This is a genomic window from Lysinibacillus sp. FN11 (assembly GCF_024628845.1).
Lineage (GTDB): Bacteria > Bacillota > Bacilli > Bacillales_A > Planococcaceae > Lysinibacillus > Lysinibacillus capsici.
Map to the genome: position 1 here is coordinate 3,394,503 of NZ_CP102383.1, position 21,557 is coordinate 3,416,059.

At 37.8% G+C, this 21,557-nt stretch carries 24 protein-coding genes and 1 tRNA gene; 2 read left to right on the forward strand and 23 right to left on the reverse strand.

All coding sequences use genetic code 11. The annotated features are described in order from the left end of the window. Positions 1-110: 110 nt before the first annotated feature. Positions 111-860, reverse strand: a complete 750-nt coding sequence (locus tag NP781_RS17920; RefSeq protein ID WP_257520503.1) for a TPM domain-containing protein — start codon at positions 858-860, stop codon at positions 111-113. Further along, a complete protein-coding gene (locus NP781_RS17925; protein ID WP_257520504.1) occupies positions 860-1,441 on the reverse strand; it encodes a LemA family protein in 582 nt (193 codons plus the stop codon). The genes NP781_RS17920 and NP781_RS17925 overlap by 1 nt, the downstream gene beginning before the upstream one ends. 133 nt (positions 1,442-1,574) lie before the next feature. Between NP781_RS17925 and NP781_RS17930 the strand changes: the two genes are divergently transcribed. After that, on the forward strand, positions 1,575-2,189 hold the full coding sequence (locus NP781_RS17930) for a spore coat protein (protein ID WP_004228038.1): 615 nt from the start codon (positions 1,575-1,577) through the stop codon (positions 2,187-2,189). 88 nt (positions 2,190-2,277) lie between these two features. On the opposite strand, the gene NP781_RS17935 is transcribed toward NP781_RS17930, so the two are convergent. The 4 genes from NP781_RS17935 to NP781_RS17950 all read right to left on the reverse strand — a co-directional run bounded on the left by NP781_RS17935 (position 2,278) and on the right by NP781_RS17950 (position 5,164). After that, positions 2,278-3,000, reverse strand: coding sequence for an amino acid ABC transporter ATP-binding protein (locus tag NP781_RS17935; RefSeq protein ID WP_221681179.1), 723 nt, complete (start codon positions 2,998-3,000; stop codon positions 2,278-2,280). Further along, the gene (locus tag NP781_RS17940; RefSeq protein ID WP_004228035.1) at positions 2,997-3,707 is read right to left on the reverse strand and encodes an amino acid ABC transporter permease; all 711 of its coding nucleotides are present in this window, start codon (positions 3,705-3,707) and stop codon (positions 2,997-2,999) included. Before NP781_RS17940 ends, NP781_RS17935 begins: the two co-directional genes overlap by 4 nt. 86 nt (positions 3,708-3,793) lie before the next feature. Continuing rightward, positions 3,794-4,591, reverse strand: a complete 798-nt coding sequence (locus NP781_RS17945) for a basic amino acid ABC transporter substrate-binding protein (protein ID WP_257520505.1) — start codon at positions 4,589-4,591, stop codon at positions 3,794-3,796. Positions 4,592-5,089: 498 nt separating this feature from the next. Beyond that, positions 5,090-5,164, reverse strand: a tRNA-Arg gene (locus tag NP781_RS17950). A 310-nt stretch (positions 5,165-5,474) separates the two neighbouring features. Here NP781_RS17950 and clpP point away from each other — a divergent pair. Continuing rightward, positions 5,475-6,065, forward strand: coding sequence for an ATP-dependent Clp endopeptidase proteolytic subunit ClpP (gene clpP, locus NP781_RS17955; protein WP_004228025.1), 591 nt, complete (start codon positions 5,475-5,477; stop codon positions 6,063-6,065). A 54-nt stretch (positions 6,066-6,119) separates the two neighbouring features. Here the strand turns inward: clpP and NP781_RS17960 are convergent, their stop codons facing one another. From NP781_RS17960 to lgt, 17 genes are all read right to left on the reverse strand, one after another. Beyond that, positions 6,120-6,377 carry an HPr family phosphocarrier protein gene (locus NP781_RS17960; RefSeq protein WP_004228023.1) on the reverse strand — a complete coding sequence of 86 codons (258 nt, stop codon included), beginning with the start codon at positions 6,375-6,377 and terminating at the stop codon, positions 6,120-6,122. A 112-nt stretch (positions 6,378-6,489) separates the two neighbouring features. Then, the gene (whiA, locus tag NP781_RS17965; RefSeq protein ID WP_004228019.1) at positions 6,490-7,437 is read right to left on the reverse strand and encodes a DNA-binding protein WhiA; all 948 of its coding nucleotides are present in this window, start codon (positions 7,435-7,437) and stop codon (positions 6,490-6,492) included. 65 nt (positions 7,438-7,502) lie between these two features. Continuing rightward, on the reverse strand, positions 7,503-8,498 hold the full coding sequence (gene yvcK, locus NP781_RS17970) for a gluconeogenesis factor YvcK family protein (protein WP_054549565.1): 996 nt from the start codon (positions 8,496-8,498) through the stop codon (positions 7,503-7,505). Positions 8,499-8,502: 4 nt separating this feature from the next. Then, complete coding sequence (gene rapZ / locus NP781_RS17975) at positions 8,503-9,396, reverse strand: RNase adapter RapZ (protein ID WP_054549566.1); 894 nt, start codon at positions 9,394-9,396, stop codon at positions 8,503-8,505. Positions 9,397-9,405: 9 nt separating this feature from the next. Then, the gene (locus NP781_RS17980; RefSeq protein ID WP_257520506.1) at positions 9,406-9,873 is read right to left on the reverse strand and encodes an NUDIX hydrolase; all 468 of its coding nucleotides are present in this window, start codon (positions 9,871-9,873) and stop codon (positions 9,406-9,408) included. Positions 9,874-10,220: 347 nt separating this feature from the next. After that, positions 10,221-11,165 (reverse strand): thioredoxin-disulfide reductase, encoded by a 945-nt coding sequence (trxB, locus tag NP781_RS17985; protein WP_221681177.1) that lies wholly within the window; start codon positions 11,163-11,165, stop codon positions 10,221-10,223. Between the two features lie 160 nt (positions 11,166-11,325). Then, positions 11,326-12,849: a tetratricopeptide repeat protein gene (locus NP781_RS17990; RefSeq protein WP_257520507.1), complete on the reverse strand. Its 1,524-nt coding sequence runs from the start codon at positions 12,847-12,849 to the stop codon at positions 11,326-11,328. Between the two features lie 90 nt (positions 12,850-12,939). Beyond that, positions 12,940-13,557 (reverse strand): bifunctional phosphoribosyl-AMP cyclohydrolase/phosphoribosyl-ATP diphosphatase HisIE, encoded by a 618-nt coding sequence (gene hisIE, locus NP781_RS17995; RefSeq protein WP_257520508.1) that lies wholly within the window; start codon positions 13,555-13,557, stop codon positions 12,940-12,942. Then, positions 13,554-14,315: an imidazole glycerol phosphate synthase subunit HisF gene (gene hisF, locus NP781_RS18000; protein WP_257520509.1), complete on the reverse strand. Its 762-nt coding sequence runs from the start codon at positions 14,313-14,315 to the stop codon at positions 13,554-13,556. The genes hisIE and hisF overlap by 4 nt, the downstream gene beginning before the upstream one ends. Next, positions 14,309-14,941 (reverse strand): imidazole glycerol phosphate synthase subunit HisH, encoded by a 633-nt coding sequence (hisH, locus tag NP781_RS18005; RefSeq protein WP_221681173.1) that lies wholly within the window; start codon positions 14,939-14,941, stop codon positions 14,309-14,311. Before hisH ends, hisF begins: the two co-directional genes overlap by 7 nt. After that, positions 14,938-15,537, reverse strand: a complete 600-nt coding sequence (gene hisB / locus NP781_RS18010) for an imidazoleglycerol-phosphate dehydratase HisB (RefSeq protein WP_004227994.1) — start codon at positions 15,535-15,537, stop codon at positions 14,938-14,940. The genes hisH and hisB overlap by 4 nt, the downstream gene beginning before the upstream one ends. A gap of 4 nt (positions 15,538-15,541) precedes the next feature. Beyond that, entirely contained in the window at positions 15,542-16,816 is a 1,275-nt protein-coding gene (gene hisD / locus NP781_RS18015) for a histidinol dehydrogenase (protein WP_221681172.1), read from the reverse strand. A 32-nt stretch (positions 16,817-16,848) separates the two neighbouring features. Continuing rightward, the gene (hisG, locus tag NP781_RS18020) at positions 16,849-17,493 is read right to left on the reverse strand and encodes an ATP phosphoribosyltransferase (RefSeq protein ID WP_004227990.1); all 645 of its coding nucleotides are present in this window, start codon (positions 17,491-17,493) and stop codon (positions 16,849-16,851) included. Further along, positions 17,486-18,658 (reverse strand): ATP phosphoribosyltransferase regulatory subunit, encoded by a 1,173-nt coding sequence (locus NP781_RS18025; protein ID WP_221681171.1) that lies wholly within the window; start codon positions 18,656-18,658, stop codon positions 17,486-17,488. Before NP781_RS18025 ends, hisG begins: the two co-directional genes overlap by 8 nt. 849 nt (positions 18,659-19,507) lie before the next feature. Next, positions 19,508-20,050 carry an acyltransferase gene (locus NP781_RS18030; protein ID WP_257520510.1) on the reverse strand — a complete coding sequence of 181 codons (543 nt, stop codon included), beginning with the start codon at positions 20,048-20,050 and terminating at the stop codon, positions 19,508-19,510. Between the two features lie 5 nt (positions 20,051-20,055). Next, a complete protein-coding gene (ppaX, locus tag NP781_RS18035; protein ID WP_257520511.1) occupies positions 20,056-20,697 on the reverse strand; it encodes a pyrophosphatase PpaX in 642 nt (213 codons plus the stop codon). A gap of 13 nt (positions 20,698-20,710) precedes the next feature. Beyond that, a complete protein-coding gene (gene lgt, locus NP781_RS18040; protein ID WP_221681169.1) occupies positions 20,711-21,532 on the reverse strand; it encodes a prolipoprotein diacylglyceryl transferase in 822 nt (273 codons plus the stop codon). Positions 21,533-21,557: the final 25 nt, after the last annotated feature.

Sequence of the window (21,557 nt, forward strand, 5' to 3'; positions counted from 1 at the left end):
TCGATTGTCGATATATTTAAATTATAACAATTCTAGCATTATTAATTGAGAGGTTTTTGATTTAGCCAAAATGAAAGCGAACTAAATAGAATAGTTCGCCATTACCTCTATTAAAATTTCCTGCTTGCTCCCCCACCAGCAGAAGATCCCCCACCAAACCCGCCAAAGCTCCCTCTACTCGAATGTCCTCCACCAAAACTACCTGGATAACCGCCATAGCCTCCAGAGCGAGGACCTCCGCCACCTTTCGAAAAGAATGAATAGATAATAATAACAATGATAATGATTAGGATAATTAACCAAGTGGGTATGTCATCCTCTTCTTTTGTTTGCGCCGGCAAATCACCGTTCCAATTATACTCTTGGGCAACAGCGCGAAAAACTTCAGAATAAGTTGCTTGAAAAGCTTGATCTAAATTACCAGTACTTGCTGAGGGATAAAATGCATTATCTAAAATGCGTCCTAATTTACCATCTGGTAATGCTCCCTCTAATCCCTGACCCACGGCAATTACAACGTCGTTATTTCCTTCCCCTTGACCTAAGGTAGCTAAAATCAAGACACCGTTATTTTTTTCCTTGTCACCAATGCCCCATGAACGAATCAATTTTGTCGCATACATTTTCGGCTCTTGTCCATAAAGACTATCAACTGTGACTACCATGATTTCAGCACCAGTGCCTTGATCCAACTGCTCGGAATAATGATTTAGCTCTTCTTTGACATTGACAGAAATTACATTGGCAAAGTCATGTATATACGTACTTTTCATCGGTGATGGCATCGTTGCTTCTGCTAGATTCGAGAAAAAAAGAAGCACCGAACAAACGATGATCATCTGTACAATGCAACGTTTCATTAATGTGTACCCGATTGACTAAAGTCGATAGATGGTGCTTTGTCAGCTCCTGCTGCGGCTTTAAAGTATTCTTTTTGTTCAAAACCAAACATCCCTGCTATTAAATTCCCCGGGAAACGTTTAACATGTTTATTAAATTGCTGTACCTCATTATTGTAATCCTCACGTGCTACAGCCAACCGATTTTCGGTACCTGCTAGCTCATCCATTAACTGGCGGAAGTTTGCATCTGCCTTTAAGTTTGGGTAATTCTCTACAACTACTAGTAAACGACTAAGAGCGCCAGTTAAAGCATCATTGGCAACAGCTTGCTCCTCTGGTGAGCTTGCATTTCCCATTTGTGCACGTGCCTCCGTTATATTTGCTATCACCTCTTGCTCATGATTCGCATAGCCTTTCACAGATTCCACTAGATTGGGAATCAAATCATAGCGACGTTGGAGCTGATTTTCAACTTGTGCCCATTTAGAATCAAGATTTTCCTCAGCTGTCACCAGGCTATTATATTTAGGTATAAATAATAAGGCGATGACAACAAGAATGATGACAATTATTCCAATTGGTCCAAGTAACTTTTTCAATTTTAAGCCTCCTTGACTTGCTTTTCCTTCTATCTTTAGTCTACATTTTTACCTTTACATTTATACCGTATGAAATCGAATTGACACGCCATACTAAATACTGCAACAAAAAATTATTGAGGAGGCGTTTTTTTTGTCACAATCGTTTTACAATGAATCATCAAACCAAACAAATTTAAATCAACAACATAGCCTAAATCATGGTGGACATGAAATGATGGACATGCATGAAACAATTGGCGAAATTATTGCAGGTATGAACCAAGCTATTATTTTGCGTCCCCATGTAAAAGATCCTGAATTACTCAACATCTTGGATCGCCAATATAATTTCACTCTTGGTATGTACAATACGATCGTTGAGTCCTTTAAAACAGGACACGATCCATCTGTTCCAACAGGACGCTACCAGATGGAAACAGGAAATGATTTCAAATATGGCCTAAACCCTGGTCAACCAAAAAAGCCAATGCAAAACGCTAATGAAATTAATGATGAAGCTATTTCTGGATTTTTACTCGGTGCTCAAAAAGGAGCAGCAAAATGTATGACAACTGCTGCGTTGGAGACAACAAACCCTGTAGTTCGTCGCGTTGTTGCGGATAGTATTCCTAACTGCATTGAAATGGGATACGAATTATCCATTTATCAAAACAAACACGGCTATTATCAGGTGCCTCAGTATTCCCAACAGGATATGCAAACGATGCTGAATGCATTCGACACAACATCTAATCCCCTTCATTAAATAACAACAGAGCATGGTGAATATTCACCATGCTCTGTTGTTTTTAGCACAAAAAAAGCGAACGACATGCTCGTTCGCTTTTTCTGCTTTATAATACTTTTCCTAAAAACGCTTTCGTACGGTCGCTTTGTGGATTACCGAATAGTTCCTCTGGAGACCCTTCTTCTACAATATAGCCCCCATCCATGAAGACTACTCGATCGCCTACTTCACGAGCAAAGCCCATTTCATGTGTCACAACAACCATTGTCATCCCTTCAGCTGCTAGATTTTTCATAACATCGAGCACCTCTTTTACCATTTCAGGGTCAAGGGCTGAAGTTGGTTCGTCAAATAAAATAGCTTTTGGCTTCATTGCTAAGGCACGAGCAATCGCCACACGCTGTTGCTGACCACCAGAAAGCTGCTCAGGATAATTATAGGCCTTGCTGTCGAGCCCAACCTTGTTTAATAGCTCATGTCCTAGAGCTTCTGCGTCTGTACGACTCATTTTACGAATTTGCATAGGTGCCATCGTGACATTATCGATAACAGTCATATGCGGGAATAAGTTAAATTGTTGGAACACCATACCCACTTCAGCGCGTATTTCATTGATATTCGTTTTAGGATCATTAATTTTTACATTTTCAATATAAATAGCACCATCCGTTACTTCTTCTAACATATTGATACAACGGAGAAATGTACTTTTTCCTGAACCAGATGGCCCAATAACACAGACAACTTGTTTTTCTTGAATTTCATAATCGATTCCTTTTAATACTTCAAGCTTGCCAAAGTATTTGTGTAGGTTTTCAATTCTTATCATCTTGCTTCCCGCCCTTCTACCTTAGCTTTACGAGGGACGTAACTATTGCTAAATCGTTTCTCGATAAATGCTACAATCTTCGTTACACCATATGTCAACACTAAATATAATAATGCTGCAACGATATACGGTTCCCAGAAGCGGAAGCTTGCACCAGCTACGACCTTACTAGCATATAAAATATCTGGTGCTGCAATTACAGTTACGAGTGAAGAATCTTTTAATAATGCAATAAATTCATTCCCCAATGGCGGAATCATACGTCTAAAAGCTTGAGGCAAAATGACCTTACGCATTGCTTGGTTATGCGTTAATCCAAGAGAACGTGCAGCCTCCATTTGCCCTTTTGCAATACTTTGAATCCCTGCACGGAAAATTTCCGCATTATAAGCAGCACAGTTTAAAATAAGCGCTGTAATCCCTGATACCATATAACCTAAAGAATGACCAAAAATTGTTGGAATAACTGCTAAGTGAATTAACAAGATTTGTACAAGCATCGGTGTTCCACGGAATAAATCGATATATAGTTTAGATGGCCAATAAATCCATTTCTTACTCGATAATTTTCCAAGGCCTAAAAATAGCCCTAATAGAATACCGCCAAAATAACCACTAAGTGTCAAAATAAGTGTTACGCCAATACCTCGTATAAACATATCTCGGTAGTTCCAGACAATGTCCCAGCGTAAGTCAAAGATGTCCATCCGAAAACCCCATTCCCCTTTAAATTACGATTAATAAATGAGCTTGTTAGCACAGTTACTATGTTAAAGCATCATTTCATTCATTTTTATTGAAAATCAATGCCTGTAATTTCTTTTAATTTACCGTTTTCTTTAATTTTTTTAAGACCTTCGTTTAATTTATCTAGCAATTCTTTATTTCCTTTTTGAACCATGAAGCCATAGTATTCTTTTTCGAATGCATCATCTTCAATTACTTTTAGTTTTTGATCTGGGTGAGCTTTGATATATTCATAAACTACTGCGTTATCTCCGATAGCTGCGTCAACATTCCCATTTAACATTTCTTGAATAGCGATTGGCTGACTTTCAAAAGCCATAATATTTGTACTTGCTTCCCCTTGTAGCTTTTTCGCCGCCATATGACCAGTAGCATTGATTTGTACAGATACTTTTTTATCTTTTAATTCATCAAGAGATTTAATTTTTGAATCTTCTTTCACAACAATTAATAACTGAGACTCATAATACGGTTCTGTAAAATCAAATGATTCTTTACGCTCTTCCGTAATTGTGATTCCAGAAGCACCGATATCTGTTTCACCGTTTTTAATTGTTTGGAACACTGGCTCCCATCCAATATTATTCCACTCAACCTCAAAGTCCATCTCATCTGCAATAGCTTGTAAAATATCGACATCAATCCCTACAATTTTCCCTGAATCGTCAACAGATTCAAATGGTGCAAAAGTAGCCTCAGTACCTACTTTATAAACTTTTTTACCATCTCCACCATCTTCTGAAGAAGAGCTACCTGAAGATGCATCTTCTTTTGTACCACATCCGGCAAGTGCTAATGTTAATGCTGCAATTATCATCAGTAACATCCAACCTGTTTTTTTCATTGTATTTCCCCCTAGTTCGATAATTTTCCGAATTACGTATTATTTTTCGCAATTCGGAAATGTTAGACTATTAGGTCAATTATATTAACATTATAGTATTTAGACAACAACTTTTCGCATAAAATTAAATATTTTTTCATATAAATTTATATTAAATTCATATATTTTGAAAAAATATGTATAAATAACAAGAAAATTAACCTAAAACTAATATATATACAATAAGAACCATGCCAAATTTCGATAAATTTAGGCAAAAAAAAAGAATCCCCTCAGATAGGATTCTTTTTTTCGACTATTACTAGTCTCACGTACAGTATGTTCACTAAAAAATAATTTGGAGTTGTTGCTTTTTTGAAGGTTTGAAAGGAATAAATAGGGGAATAATGCCAACTAGGACAGTATTCCCTTTATTCTTCCTCTCGATCTCCAGTAAGCAGGCTGCTAAACTACTTATTAGGAGATGAGCTATAACAGTATATCAATTAATCAGTAAAATGGCGCCCTCGGAGGGAATCGAACCCCCAGTGCAAGAACCGGAATCTTACGTGTTATCCATTACACCACGAGGGCAAAAGACACAAAAAAAAAAGTACTCACTCTAGGCTTACGAAAAGCATGATGTAGATAACCCTCATTTTTGAAGCATACCTGCAAAATAGTGTCCTGTACTTTAAACCTTATAACCTTAATCATTATACAAGCCTATCCTATATAATTCAACCATAGAATGCAAAAACAATTTATTTTTTTTAATTTCACTTTAGCAGGGTTAATATTTGACCTTCCCTGACTATAATGTGTATGATAAGGATACAGCTGAAATACAAAGGAAAATTTTCAGCAAAGGTATTCGAATTTAGCTTTTTAAGGAGGATTTAACATGAATTTAATTCCTACAGTTATTGAACAAACTAGTCGTGGTGAGCGTGCATATGACATTTATTCACGTCTACTTAAAGACCGTATTATCCTTTTAGGAAGTGCTATTGATGACAATGTTGCTAACTCCATTGTCGCTCAGCTTCTTTTCCTACAGGCAGAAGATCCAGATAAAGATATCTCTCTTTATATTAACTCACCTGGCGGATCCATTACGGCTGGTATGGCTATCTATGACACAATGCAAATCATTAAACCACAGGTACAAACAATTTGTATTGGTATGGCTGCATCAATGGGTGCTTTCCTGCTTGCAGCTGGAGAACCTGGTAAACGTTTTGCCTTACCAAATGCTGAAGTCATGATTCACCAACCACTAGGTGGTGCACAAGGTCAAGCGACAGAGATTGAAATTGCTGCTAAACGTATTCTATTCTTACGTGAAAAATTAAATGGCATTTTATCTGAACGCACTGGTCAACCACTTGAAGTCATTGCAAGAGACACAGATCGTGATAACTTCATGACTGCTGAACGTGCTAAAGAATACGGTTTAATCGATCATATTATGCACCGTAGCGATAATAAATAAAAAATAGAAGGCATCACAGAATTGCTCTGTGATGCCTTTTGTATTTAATGAATGTTAATCTTCATTTTCAATAATTGTTGCCAATGCTGTAACCGCTTGCTCAGCATCGTTACCTTCACTGCTTAAAGTCACTTCGGTACCTTTAGCAACTGCTAAGCTCATAACACCCATAATGGATTTGGCATTTACTTTTTTCTCATCTTTTTCTAGAAAGATATCAGCACTAAAACGATTTGCTTCTTGCACAAATAATGCTGCTTGTCTAGCTTGTAGTCCTAATTTTAATTTAACCTGGACTCTTCTCTCAATCATTCTCAAAACTCCCCTTCACTACCGTTCGTCTATTAGTTTTATCTTACCTTACTTACTGGCAAAAGAACAATAAGCGATTAGCATGACATTCATACCTGATAAGTATGATAACTTAACCACCTATTTTTTCACCACGCCTTAATGCATCCGCAATCTCATCAATTTTTCTCAATCGATGGTTAACACCTGATTTACTAACTGTTCCACTAGATACCATTTCACCAAGCTCTTTTAATGTCACATCTTGGTATTCAACACGGAGACGTGCTATTTCACGAAGCTTCTCTGGTAGTTGATCAAGACCAATTGAATTTTCAATAAATCGAATATTCTCAACCTGCCGTAATGCTGCTCCAATGGTTTTATTTAAATTGGCAGTTTCACAGTTCACAATACGGTTGACACTATTACGCATATCTCGCAAAATCCGAACATCTTCAAATTTCATCATAGCCTGATGCGCTCCAACAATATTAAGGAAATCTGAAATTTTTTCTGCTTCTTTTAAGTAAGTTACAAAGCCTTTTTTACGTTCAATTGTTTTGGCATTGAGTTCAAATTCATTCATCAAATCCATTAATGCCTCACCATGTTCTTTATATAAAGAATAAACCTCTAAATGATAAGCCGATGTTTCTGGATTATTGACGGAACCTCCTGCTAAAAAGGCTCCTCTTAAATAAGCTCTTTTTTGGCCACTCTTTTGAATGAGCTTTCTTGAGATAGTATGGTTAAATTGAAAGTCGTCTGAGATGATTTCTAAATCAATTAATAGCTCACGCGCTCCTTCTCTTACACGGCATATATACACATTATTTTTTTTCAATCGCATTTTCTTACGAACAAGTAATTCAACATTGTACGGATACAATTTTTTCATAATCGTATATAGTCTTCTGGCAATTGCAGCGTTTTCGGTTTGCACGTCTAAGCTTAGTTGTTTATTTGCAAAGGATAATGAACCATTCATACGAATTAGGGCAGAAACTTCTGCTTTCATACAATGATTGTCCGCTTCTATTTGTGTCAATTCTTTTTTTGTTTCAGAAGCAAAAGACATATCACGCCCCCCTTTCAATCATGATTTCTATGTATATGTTCATCTTACCATATACAATAAAGCCATTATGTTTCTATTATTGGTCCTCTTACTTTTTGATGGTAAATATCAGCATAATCTACCAGCCATTCTGCAACATTTGTAGCATTATGTCGAACCGTTCCATCTGGTCGAATTGTAGCAATGTCTCGTTTGATAACTTCTAAACCCATACTTTCAAGCTTTGCTACGTCAAATGTTACTGGTTCCGCTCTTTCTTCTTTATACAGTTCTTTTACAGGGTTAGGGAGTTCTTCATCATTTACTAAAATGGAATCGATAAAATCATGGCCAACATGCTTATGTATGGCTGTTACATGATCGCCTGCTGTATAGGAAATGGTTTCACCCTTTTGTGTCATTAAATTACAAACATATATTTTTCTTCCTTTAGCCTTAACAACTGCTTCACCTATTTCCTTAACAAGCAAATTCGGAATAATACTTGTATATAAGCTTCCTGGTCCTATTAAAATATAGTCTGCACGAAGTATTGCACGAATAGCTTCTGGCAACGGTTGCACATTTTCAGGTACTAAAAAAACGCGATTAATGCGTTTTGTCGCTGTCGGAATTTTTGATTCTCCCTCGATAATTGAACCGTCCTCAAGCACAGCATGTAGGGTGATTTTTTTATTAGCTGCTGGAATAACTCGACCATGAACTTTTAAAACCTTTCCCATCTCACTGATAGCATGATTGAAATCACCGGTAATATCAGTAAGGGCTGTAAGCATTAAATTCCCTAAGGAGTGACCTCGTAAGTCTTCAGATGCCGAAAAACGGTATTGAAACATTTGCTCTACAAGGGGCTCAATATCTGATAATGCTGCAATCACATTGCGTACATCACCAGGCGGTGGGATATCGTAATCATCACGTAAACGACCTGAAGATCCACCATCATCTGCTACTGTTACAATAGCAGTAATATCAAATGGGTGATGCTTCAGCCCGCGAAGTAACGTGGAGAGCCCTGTGCCACCACCAATTACCACAAGCTTTGTTTGCTTTTTCCCCATTCACTCATTCCTTTCTACGATTAATATCACGATGCGTAATAACCGTATTTTCCTTGCCCGCAAAATATGCACCAAAAAATTCTGCTAATGTCACTGAGCGATGCTGGCCCCCAGTACAACCAAAAGCAATAACAAGCTGTGATTTACCTTCTTGTCGATAGAGAGGAATCATAAAGTCTAATAAATCCGTCAGTTTTTGTATAAGGATTTGCGTATCTTCCAACGCTAACACATAAGAAGATACCTCTGTTTGAAGACCCGTTTTTGGACGTAGCTCCTCCACATAATACGGGTTTTTAAGAAAACGAACATCAAACACTAAGTCCGCATCAATCGGCATACCATGTTTAAAGCCAAAGGACATAATGTTAACGGTAAAAATAGTATCTGCCTCACTTGCAAATTCTTTGACGATTTTTTCACGTAATTGCTTTGGTTTCATGTTAGATGTGTTATAAACAAAATTGGCACGACCCTTTACTTCAGATAAAAGTACTCGTTCCTGTTTAATTCCATCTAGAGGTAAACCATTCACTGCTAATGGATGTGCACGTCTTGTTTCTTTATAACGTCTGACTAATGTGGCATCATCTGCATCTAAAAATAAAATACGAGCAACAATATCGCCTTCTTTTAGTATATGGTCTAATGCGCCAATTAGAGCATCAAAAAAGTCGCCTCCGCGCATATCCATTACTGCTGCAATTCGGGTACTGTTTTTACCAGAATCTCTTAATAAGGTTAAAAAAGTTGTAAGTAACGCAGGTGGTAAATTATCAATACAGTAATACCCTAAATCCTCAAAGCTTTGAATAGCTACTGTTTTCCCAGCCCCAGACATTCCTGTAATAATAACCAATTCATGTGTACTTTGTTGGCCTTCAACCACCACTGTCATGCAACTCCTTTATTGTTCTTTTGAAATTTGTATTTTCTGATGAAGTAGTTCAAAACTCGTTGTATAGTCAAACGTGCCATACTGAATGCCAGATTGCGAAACAGCAAATTGTAAATTAGTTCGATCTCCTTCAGCCATTGGCAAGTGTGCTAAATCCTCTACTGGGTGCCATGCAAGTTTGCCTTCTCTTGTTTCTTCAAATGGTACTCCATCTATATCCTTGGCAACAAATGTATAGAGCATCCATTCATCCACTACGTCATTGTTTTCTTTAATGATCATCGTATAAACACCCTTTAAATGAACATGTAAAGGTATGACGTTTGTCTCTTCTTGAAACTCTCGAATAGCAGCCTCAAAGATTGACTCGCCACTCTCCATTTTCCCTCCTGGAGCTACATACCAGCCTCGTCTTGGTTTCTGAAGTAATAATACTTTACCGTCTTTTACGGCAATTAAATTTGCAATTCTTTGCATAGGCACACCTCTAATCACTTTTGCATTCTACTCTTCATTATAACAAGACCTTGTAAGTTTTGTCCTCATTTACAACTCTTGTACGCAGACAATTAACAATTTAGTTCTATTTAAAGATAACCACTTCATCTTGCGCAAAATTTACGTATTTCGTGATATTATTATTTGATTTTTTACACAAAAAAAGTAGGTTGCTCCCACCTATTGGAGGCGGAAACAACCTACTAAACAAAATAAAAGGGGGATTGCTAATTACATTTTTAATCATACACCTTTTATATGTCATTCAAGTTACAGCAATATTAAAACCACATTAAAATTGTATTTTTTTCCTTAAAATAGCCATATTAGGCATTAATTTTCTCTAATAGCTCTTCTACATAATGTTGAACAGCTTGTGCGGCAATACTACCGTCACCAGTTGCTGTTACAATTTGACGAAGTGATTTTTCACGAACATCTCCAGCTGCAAAGATACCTGGGATTTTTGTTTCCATCGTTTCATTTGTCAAAACATAGCCAGCCTCATTTAAAATACCTAATGACTCAAATGGTTTAGTTAAAGGTAGCATACCTATATAGACGAAGACACCATCTGTAGCAAATTCAGATTCTGTACCATCAATAGTTGATTGTAGTGTTACACTGCCAACTTTACCATTCGCTTCATTGATTTCTTTTACAGTTGCATTCCAAATGAAATCAATTTTTTCATTGGCAAAGGCACGATCTTGTAGAATTTTTTGTGCACGTAATTTATCGCGACGGTGGACAATTGTCACTTTATCAGCAAAGCGAGTTAAATAAACACCCTCTTCAACAGCTGAATCTCCGCCACCTACGACAACTAGATTTTTTTGTTTAAAGAATGCACCATCACATACTGCACAATAGCTGACACCACGGCCACCAAGTTCTTTTTCACCAGGCACACCCATTTTTTTATACTCTGCACCAGTGGTAATAATAATGGCACGTGTTTTATATTCTTTTGCACCTGATTTAATTGTTTTATATTCTTCTCCATCGATGATTTCTGTGACATCACCATAGGCATATTCAGCACCAAATTTTTTCGCATGCTCAAACATTTTTGTAGAAAGCTCTGGTCCTAAGATTGTCTCAAAACCTGGGTAGTTTTCTACTTCTTCTGTGTTTGCCATTTGTCCACCAGGAATGCCACGTTCAATCATTAAAGTCGACAAATTTGCACGAGATGTATAGACAGCGGCAGTCATCCCAGCAGGACCTGCACCAATAATTACTACATCATAAATTTTTTCTTCCGACATAAATACTTCCCCCTAAACAGAATACTTTTTATCTTCATTCAACCAATTCACGCAACGTCATCTATAGAAGAAGATCAATGACATTAAGGAAAAATTGGTGATAGCGTTAGTATGTTCATCGTATGTGAAAGTATAAAGTTATTCAACTATGTTGCTCACATTAATCATGACTGTTTGGCAAATACGTTAAGATTTCGTCAATATACTTCGATAAAGTAGATACAGATACTCCATATTGCTGTGCAATTTCCTTTTTTGTCACTTTAAGCATTTGCGAAGATCTGAATAAATAATCATTTGCTCCTGCAATTGCTGTTGGATTTGTAAAACGATAATTTTCTATTAACGCTTGTTCACATAGCACAAACCACATTTGAAACATCGGTACAATTAATGATGATAGCTTTCCATACTGTTCTAATAAAATTTCTGAAACCTGTACTGATCGTAAAAAGCTTGCTTCTACTTTATTTTTCTTATCAAATTCATGTCCAAGTGCATAAGCCAAAAACAATTTTTCAAAAGAGCCAAATTGTTCAATATTAATCCATTTCGGATGGGCGATAATTTCTTGCTTATGCGCTGTACCTTTCAGTAAAAATAAACCAAAAATGCGCTCACTTGTATAAGTACTCTCTAATTTTTCAACAATAAAATCACGATCATGCTCCAATGCATCAAGTCCATATTCATTTTCTTGTTGGCGCCAAGGTTCGAAGCCCTCTTTGTCTGGGTCTAACTCTAGTAGCTGATCCCATGCACTTTTCGAAATCTCCTCATGTCCTGAGAAATAAGCAGCATGTGACAGCCAAAAGTAAAATCCTGCATCTCCTACATAGCCTCTCTTTTGCATACTGCGCAACCATTTATAGGCTAATTCATATTGGCCGATTAAGGCTAAGGTAGCACCAAGTTTATAACGATGCTCCCAAGTATAGGGTTGAATTTTAATAAGAACATTTAACAGTTCTTGTAAATCCTCTTCGTTTTTTTCATAATACGCAATCACCGTTAAATTGCATAATGCATGTAGATTGCCCTTATTTTCACGTAGCACTGTATGCAAGAGAGCCTTTGCTTGCTCTTCTTCTCCAACATAAAAATAAGCGAGTGCTAGATTATTATAGGCTGACCAAAATGCTGGTCGATCTTCAATTAAATCTTCTAAAATAGTAATAGCTTCAGGAAAATCTCCCTTTTCCATACAACGACGAGCTTGCTCCTGACGATATAAATCCTCACCAGAGCCTTCAAGCTCTTCAAAATCATCTTGCTCAAAAGCGACAAACTCTAATATTTCTGCTGCTTCATCCGCATAAGCACCCTCAGGTTCTAGCTTTAAATATTCTTCTGCAAAGCGTTTAGCATCATGCATGATGCCCACACACCCTGATACTTCTGCCATGTAAAATATGATTTCTGGATTATCTGGATCAATTTGATAGGCGCGTCGAAGTAGATCATACGCTTCCTCAAAACGTTGACCTTCTAACTCTACTATGGCTAACTGCAAGATAATCATTGGATCGTCGGGACTTAAATCTACCGCACGCTGTAAATATTTATAGGCTTTATTCATTTGTCCACTGTTCATTGCTTGTATTGATTTCTTATAATAATAGTCGCCTGTTGGAATGAACGACACTATATTCGATTGAGTCTCATTTTGACGTTTCTTTTCCAATATATTTCCTCCGAAACAAGAAATAAGGAACGTATTCTACGTTCCTTTACACAGTAACTCCTATTATACCACACAATCAATAATATGCTGTTATTTCTCCTCGTGACGTTTTTCCAACACATGTAGAACATCATAAATGCTTACTTTTTGTTCTTGTAATAATACGAGTAGGTGATATATTAAATCAGCTGCCTCCCATTTTACTTCCTCAGCATCTCGGTTTTTGGCTCCAATGACCACCTCTGTTGCTTCTTCCCCAACCTTTTTACAGATTTTATCAATGCCCTTATCAAATAAATATGTAGTGTACGCTCCTTCTGGCATTTCCTGCTCTCGCTTTTCGATGACACGGGCAAGTTTAGAAATGATGTCCACAGAGCCTACCTTCTCTTTTTGCTGAATAACCTCAGTGAAGCAAGAAATTGTCCCATTATGACATGCTGAACCTGTTGGTAGAACCTCTACTATTAACGCATCTTGATCACAATCCGCTTTGATTGAAATCACTTGTTGTGTATGGCTACTTGTTGCTCCCTTATGCCAAAGCTCTTGACGGGAACGAGAATAAAACCAAGTTTCCCCTGATTCAATTGTTTTAGCTAATGACTCCTTATTCATATAAGCTACTGTTAATACCTCTTTTGTATTGGCATCTTGTACTACAGCTGTAACAAGACCTCTCTCATCAAATTGAATGTTCTCTATCATCTTACTGCCACTCCTTTTTCACGTAAGTATTCCTTTACTTGCGTTACACTTGTTTCTTTATAATGGAAGATGGAGGCTGCTAGTGCAGCATCTGCATCCACCTCATGTGCTAATACTTCGTAAAAATGTTCGGCATGTCCCGCCCCACCACTAGCTATCACAGGGACTGTCACAGCTTCACGCACTGCTTTGGTTAAGGCTAAATCAAAGCCTGATTTTTCTCCATCTTGATTCATACTTGTTAATAAAATTTCACCAGCTCCTAAGCGTACAGCCTCTTTGGCCCACTCAATGGCTGACCAAGAGGTTTTGTTGCGTCCACCATGTGTATAAACCATCCATGTGCTATCTTCCTCACTATAGCGAGCATCGATTGCTACAACAATGCATTGTGCGCCAAAGTAATCAGAGCCTTCCTGAATAAGGGCAGGTCTTTCCAACGCGGATGTATTCACTGAAACTTTATCAGCACCTGCTCGTAAAATACGCTTCATATCCTCCAACGTACGAATGCCTCCGCCAACAGTAAAGGGTATGGCAAGCGTAGCCGCTGTTTGACGAACGACATCTACCATCGTTTCTCGACCTTCATGTGAAGCAGAAATATCTAAAAATACAAGCTCATCTGCTCCTTGTTCATCATAGAACTTCGCAAGCTCCACTGGATCTCCTGCATCTCGAATAGAAACAAATTGTATACCTTTTACAACACGACCTTCTTTCACATCAAGACATGGGATAATACGTTTTGTTAGCATGCCTTCACACCTTTCAACCATTGCTCTAATAAATAAACACCTAATTCCCCTGATTTTTCAGGATGAAATTGCATGCCAGTCACAGAACCATTCATCACAATACCAGGTACTTTAATGCCATAGTAATCAGCATAGGCAACAAGCTCTGATTCTCCTATATCTGTTGCATAAAAGGAGTGAACAAAATAGACATGCTTCGCTGATACTTCATTGTGTAACCATGCAGGACGATTTGTTACAATCAGTTCATTCCAACCCATATGTGGTACTCTGTATGCTTGGCTGTCTTGGATGCCGCTAAAGCGTTTAATACACCCCTTGAAAAACCCTAGCCCCTTTGTTGGGGTTACCTCATCACTTTGCTCGAATAATAATTGCATACCTAGACAAATTCCTAAAAGAGGACGGTTTTCTCTTTGTGCCTTCTGTAAATATTGATCTAAGTTTGTTTCAGCTAAACGTTTTCTGGCATCAGGGAATGCACCCACCCCAGGTAATAAAAGTGCGTCAGTTGCATCTAACGCCTTCTCATCAGCCGTTATAATAACTTCACAGCCTAGCCTTTTTAAAGCCTGCTCCACACTAAATAAATTACCCATTCCATAATCAATGACACCTATTTTCACGTCAACAGCCCCTTAGTCGATGGTACGCCTTTAACACGCGGGTCAATTTCCACTGCGGCATCAATCGCACGTGCTAATGCTTTGAAAATTGCCTCAATAATGTGATGTGTATTCTGTCCATAAGGAACAATTACATGAACATTCATCCTTGCCTCAAGGGCAAACTTCCATAAAAATTCATGAACTAATTCTGTATCGAACGTTCCTACTTTTTCTTTTAATGCTGGCACACGATACTCTAGATGAGGTCGATTCGAGCAATCGACAACTACCTGAGCTAGTGCATCATCCATCGGTACAAAGGCGTTACCATAGCGTTTTATGCCTTTCTTATCACCAAGTGCTTCTCGAACAGCCTGTCCTAATACAATACCAAGGTCTTCTGTTGTATGGTGATCATCAATATAAGTATCGCCATTTGCATGTATTGTGCCATTAAATAGTCCGTGCTTAATAAATAAATCAAGCATATGGTCCATAAATCCAACGCCTGTTTGGATATCTGCCTTGCCTTCACCATCTAAATCAATTGCTACTGAAATTTGCGTTTCATTCGTTGTACGCTCTATCTTTGCATATCGTTTCTTTTCTGTCATCGTCCTATTCCTTCTCCCATCCACGTGATTCCACTGCACGAGCATGGCCCTCTAAGCCTTCCATACGCGCTAAACGTGCAATTTTTGGTGCATTGTCTCTCCAGGTTTTTTCACTATAGTAAACAATACTTGATTTTTTCACAAAATCATCAACATTTAAGCCACTTGCAAAACGAGCCGTACTATTGGTTGGTAGTACATGATTGGTCCCTGCAAAATAATCACCAACTGGCTCAGAACTATACCGACCTATAAAAATACCACCAGCATGTCTAATTTGCTCAGCTAGCGCCTCTGCATTTGCCGTCACAATTTCCAAATGCTCCGGTGCTAATGAATTAATGGCTTCCACTGCATCTGCCAACGTTTCAGCTACATAAATTACCCCAAATTTCTCTATGGAAGCACGAGCTACTTCTTGACGCGGCAAGTTCAGCAGCTGCTTCTCTACTTCCTCAGCTACTTTTTTGGCTAATTGCTCGGAGGTTGTGACAAGAATGGCGCAAGCTAGTGGATCATGCTCTGCTTGTGATAAAAGGTCTGCAGCAATTTCATCAGGATAGGCTGTGTCATCAGCCAGCACAGCAATTTCACTCGGTCCTGCAATCATATCAATGGCCACTTCTCCAAATACCTCACGTTTGGCAAGTGCCACATAAATATTTCCTGGGCCTGTTATTTTATCAACTGGGGAAATTGTTTCCGTGCCATAGGCAAGTGCAGCTATTGCTTGTGCCCCACCAACTTTATAAATCTCATCAATCCCTAAAAGGTGAGCCGCCACCAGTACACCTGCTGGTAGTTTCCCATTCGGCCCTGCTGGTGAAGTAATAACAATACGTTTCACCCCTGCAACCTGCGCTGGTATCACATTCATCAATACCGATGAAGGGTAGGCTGCTGTCCCCCCTGGAACATATAGTCCTACTGCATCTAAAGCAGTTACCCGTTGGCCTAGCCAAGAACCATCTCCCAGTTCTAGGCGATACCCTGAACGCATCTGTTGTTCATGATAAAAACGAATATTTTCTGCTGCTTCCGCTAAGTCCTTATATAGTTGAGGATTGAGTTCACTTACTGCTTCTTGTATTTCTGCTTCAGAGACACGTAAACTTTTAGGGACATAGCCATCCCATCGCTCAGTATATGTGCGTAACGCCGCATCTCCCTGTGCCTTAACATCCGAAAGCACTTGTCGTACAACTTTTATTTGTTCCTCATTTCCTCCTTCAAGTGGTCTTTTTAAGGAAATGCCTTTTTCAAGCTTTGTTATTTTCATAGGATGAATCCCCTTTAGTCCTTCATATGTAGCTACAAATGATTACTTTTTTGCTCATTCACACATTTCTTTAATCGCTTCACGAGATCAATAATACGCTCACCTTTCATACGATAACTTACAGGGTTTGCAATTAATCGAGAAGAGACAGCAGTAATAAATTCATATTCTACTAAGCCGTTCTCTTTTAATGTCCGACCTGTAGAAACAATATCGACAATTCGATCAGCTAAGCCAATCATTGGTGCTAATTCAATAGAACCGTTGAGCTCGATGATTTCTACTTGCTCTCCAATGCCTTTGTAGTACTTCATGGCAATATTCGGATATTTCGTAGCAATTCTAGGCGCAATCTCATTCATGGAGGTGTTTGGTAGGCCTGCAGAAGCGATATAGCAATTACTAATTTTCAAATCAAGTAATTCGTGCACCTCTCGCTGTTGCTCTAACAAAACATCCTTACCAGCAATACCAATATCAGCAACACCATGTTCAACATAGACAGGAACATCCATTGGCTTTGATAAAATAAAGCGAATTTTTTCCTCTGGTATTTCAATCATTAATTTACGTGACATTTCTACTTCTTCTGGTAAATTAAAACCTGCCTCTAACAACATTTGATATGCCTCTTCAAAGATTCTTCCTTTGGGCATTGCAATCGTTAATTCATTCACCGCCAACTTCCTCCTGTCCAACTACCACCACTTCTGTAAAGTATGCTAAAAAGGCCGCCTCATCGACTAGACTACTACGTAACTGCAAAGTAGCTAATTTTCCTGATGCTCGTAAATTTTTAACCTTTAGTAAAGCTGCCTCAAATTGTTCTTCTTCAAAAAGAACAACTGTTGCTTCCTGTCGTTTCACTGACTGCCCATTTAATGTTTCTAATAAACGATCCACACGAATACTAAATCCTGTAGCACCAACCTTGGAACCAAAAACTTCTAACAAGCCATCATAACGACCACCATTTCCTAATAGAAAGCCACTTCCTACAGCAAATACTTCAAATAGCATACCTGTGTAATAACTCATATGACTCGAAAGTGTGAAATCAAAAGCTACATAATCAGCTAAGTCAGCCATTTCAAGTAGTTGAGCTAGTTGTTGCATATATTCTAATGCATCATTTTTACGGACATATTTTTCAATATCTCGTATATCTCTGACATTCATGGCTTCTTCAATAAATTGTAAGAGGGCATCGGATTTAGCTTTTGGTAGATCAAATGACGCTACGGCTTCTTCAAACCCTACGTAATTTCGTTGGACAAGCAATGTTCTAAGCGTTATTTGCTGTTCGATACTCTCTGTGTAATCTTGTAAAATGCAATTTAATATACCAGCATGTCCAATTGTGATTTTAAACTCTTCCAATTTAAAATGCTTTAATAGCTCCATTGCCGTTACAATAACTTCTGCATCGGCAAAAACTGATTGATCACCTATTAACTCAATTCCCATTTGATCAAACTCAGCAGGCCTGCCTCCCTCTGCTTCCTGGGCCCGAAAAACGCTTGCAAAATAAGCAAGACGTAGTGGGATCATTTCCTTTAATAGTTTCGATGTAGCTACTCGAGCAATTGGTGTAGTCATGTCTGGTCGCAGCACTAATGTATTTCCTTGGCTATCCACTAGCTTAAATAAATGAGCATCAGCAATCGCTGAAGCCTTTCCCACTGTATCGAAATACTCCACCGCAGGCGTTTTAATAAACTCATAACCCCTTTTATATAAAAAGTCTCTGCCAGCATGTCTAACTGCTTCAACTTTCTCATAGATTTGCGGGAATGTATCGCGCATTCCAAGTGGTTTTTCAAACATTTTTATCGACGACATATGGACACTTCCTCACATTTTACTTTAATTCACTAGAGTATTAGAGAATTAGATTATGAAAGAATTTTAACTTATTTCAATAATACAGTCAACGATATCCTCATTAATTATCGAAATCTTTAAAAACTTATTATTCTGTTAATTATACACATTGAATTGAAAAGATTTGCAAAAAAAGCATGACTCATTTTACTTAAAATTTGACAAAATACTTTAGTAAGAACGAGAGTATGTCTAAATTGTGACAAATCAATTTTTAATAACTTAAAGTATTCGCTAAAAATTGATAATGATTCTCTCTTAACAAATCATTGTTAAAAATAAAGAGTTTTCACTAGAGTATTCTCAATACCAATAATTATATTTATATAATCATTTTTAACCAACCACTTAAAATGAATCTCAATCTCATTATCATCAAGAATGCTTTTATATCAATTTTTTTATTGATTATTACTCTCATTCTATTTTTCTTTTCACACTCCAAAAAAACTAATATAGAATAGCATTAATAACAAAAAGAACCATATACATTACACATTGGAGGGATTTATTATGGCATGTCCATTCGTACAACTTAGTGAGCAAATGATCGTTAGTATTTGTAAAGGCTAGTTTTATCCTGGTGACAAGGTAACACTTCACACAACTGAAGACATTGATGGGACTGCAATTAAATCAACTTTTGTTGAAACAACTTGCCTAGGTGATCATGACACATGTGAATTCAAATCAGATTATGACGCAGTTCTTGCTTAAACAGTAAAAGCTACTCCAAAACTAGTGTTTTTGGAGTAGCTTTATATGCAAAAAACTCACGAAGTATATCTCTATACTACGGGAGTTTTTTTATTTCTTTGGTGGACACCACTCTACAGCCTCATTACGTTTGCGCTCTGTCATTTGTGCAGCAGTATAAATTATTCGCATTGGATTACCCCCTGCTAAACAGCCTGCTGGCACATCCTTATGGACAAGAGTGGCTGCTGAAACAATGGCACCATCACCGATTGTTACACCTGGTAAAATGGTTGTATTTGCCCCTATCATTACTTCATTTCCGATATGAACATCACCTAAGCGATATTCCTCTATTAAATATTCATGCGCTAAAATGGTTGTATTAAAACCAATCACCGTATTGTCTCCAATGAAAATACGTTCAGGAAACATGGTATCTGGCATGACCATTAAGGCTAATGACGTTTGCTTACCAATAGTCATGTTTAAAAAAGTACGATATAGCCAGTTTTTCACACGTAAAAATGGTGTGAAGCGTCCGATTTGAATGACAATGAAACACTTCATCACCTTCCAAAAGGACACCGTGTCATATATATTCCAAAGTGAATTGGCTCCTTCGACACGATAACGTTCTGTTTTACGCGCCATCTACCTTACCCCTCTTTCACAATATCAAATAAATCTGACATATGCTGCAACATATATTCTGGTTGATACTGCTGTAAGTAAGCCTCTCCCTTAATTGCCCAAGCAACACCTGCTGCTCTAACACCAGCACGATGTCCAGCTTCAATATCGTGCGAATTATCACCAATCATAATCGCATAGTTTTTTTCTATCCCTAATCGTTCCAACGCAAGCAATACTGGCTCTGGATCAGGCTTCACATTGTTCACATCATCTGTACCAATACGCACATCAAATAGATGCGTTGCACCAAGAATAGCAAGTCCACGATCGATTGTCTCATTACGTTTCGTCGAAACAATAGCCAATTTTATACCTTGAGCTTTTAACTGCTCTAGAGTCGACACAACATCAGGATATTGGCTGACTAGGTCATCATGGTGTGCAATATTCCAAGCGCGATACCTCTCTATCAAATCGTCTTCTTCACCTGGTGCAATGTCATTAAATGTCTGTTTCAATGATGGACCAATGAATTTCAGGCAATCTTTTGGCGAATATTGCCCGGGAAATCGCTCATTTAATACATGCATAAATGTTTGAATGATTAAATCATTTGTATTTAGTAAAGTCCCATCAAAATCAAATAGTAGTGCCTTAACAGCCATCTTTTACAACCCCTTATTTATTATCCAAGTATTTTACGGCTGGTTTTACCTTTATTCTACGATAAATAATTGCACCTAGACCAACTACAATACCAATAATGGATACAACCTGTGCTGAACGTAAATCTCCCACTAAGTAAAGGCTATCTGTGCGCATTCCTTCGATATAGAAACGACCAATTGAATACCAAATTAAATAGCTAAAGAATATTTCTCCTCGATGTAAGTTCACTTTACGCAAAGCTAATAAAATAATAAGCCCAACTAGGTTCCAAATCGATTCATATAAAAAAGTGGGATGAACATATGAACCTAATTCTTCAATATACATTTGATTAATAATCCAGTCTGGGAGCATTAGGTTTTCTAAAAATGCTTTCGATACCTCGCCACCATAAGCCTCTTGGTTCATAAAGTTGCCCCATCGACCAATAATTTGCCCGATTAAAATACTAGGTGCTGCAATATCTGCTACTCGTAAAAAGCTTACATTTTTTATACGAGTATATATGTAAGCTGTGACAAATGCCCCGATGAGTGCACCATGGATGGCAATACCACCATTCCATATCTCTATGATTTTGCCTGGATTTTCGCTATAGTAATCCCATCGCATTGACACATAGTAAATACGTGCACAGATAATAGATATAGGAACTGCCCATAATAATAAATCTGCAAGAAAGTCTTCAGGCAAACCTCTCTTAACTGCCTCTCTTTGCCCTACAACATAGGCTAAAATGATTCCCGACACAATCAGCAATCCATACCAACGAACTGGAATTGGTCCTAAATGAAAGGCAATCGGGTCAATTTGCAATAGTAATAAATCCATCTTCTACTCCTCTCAATATGTCATG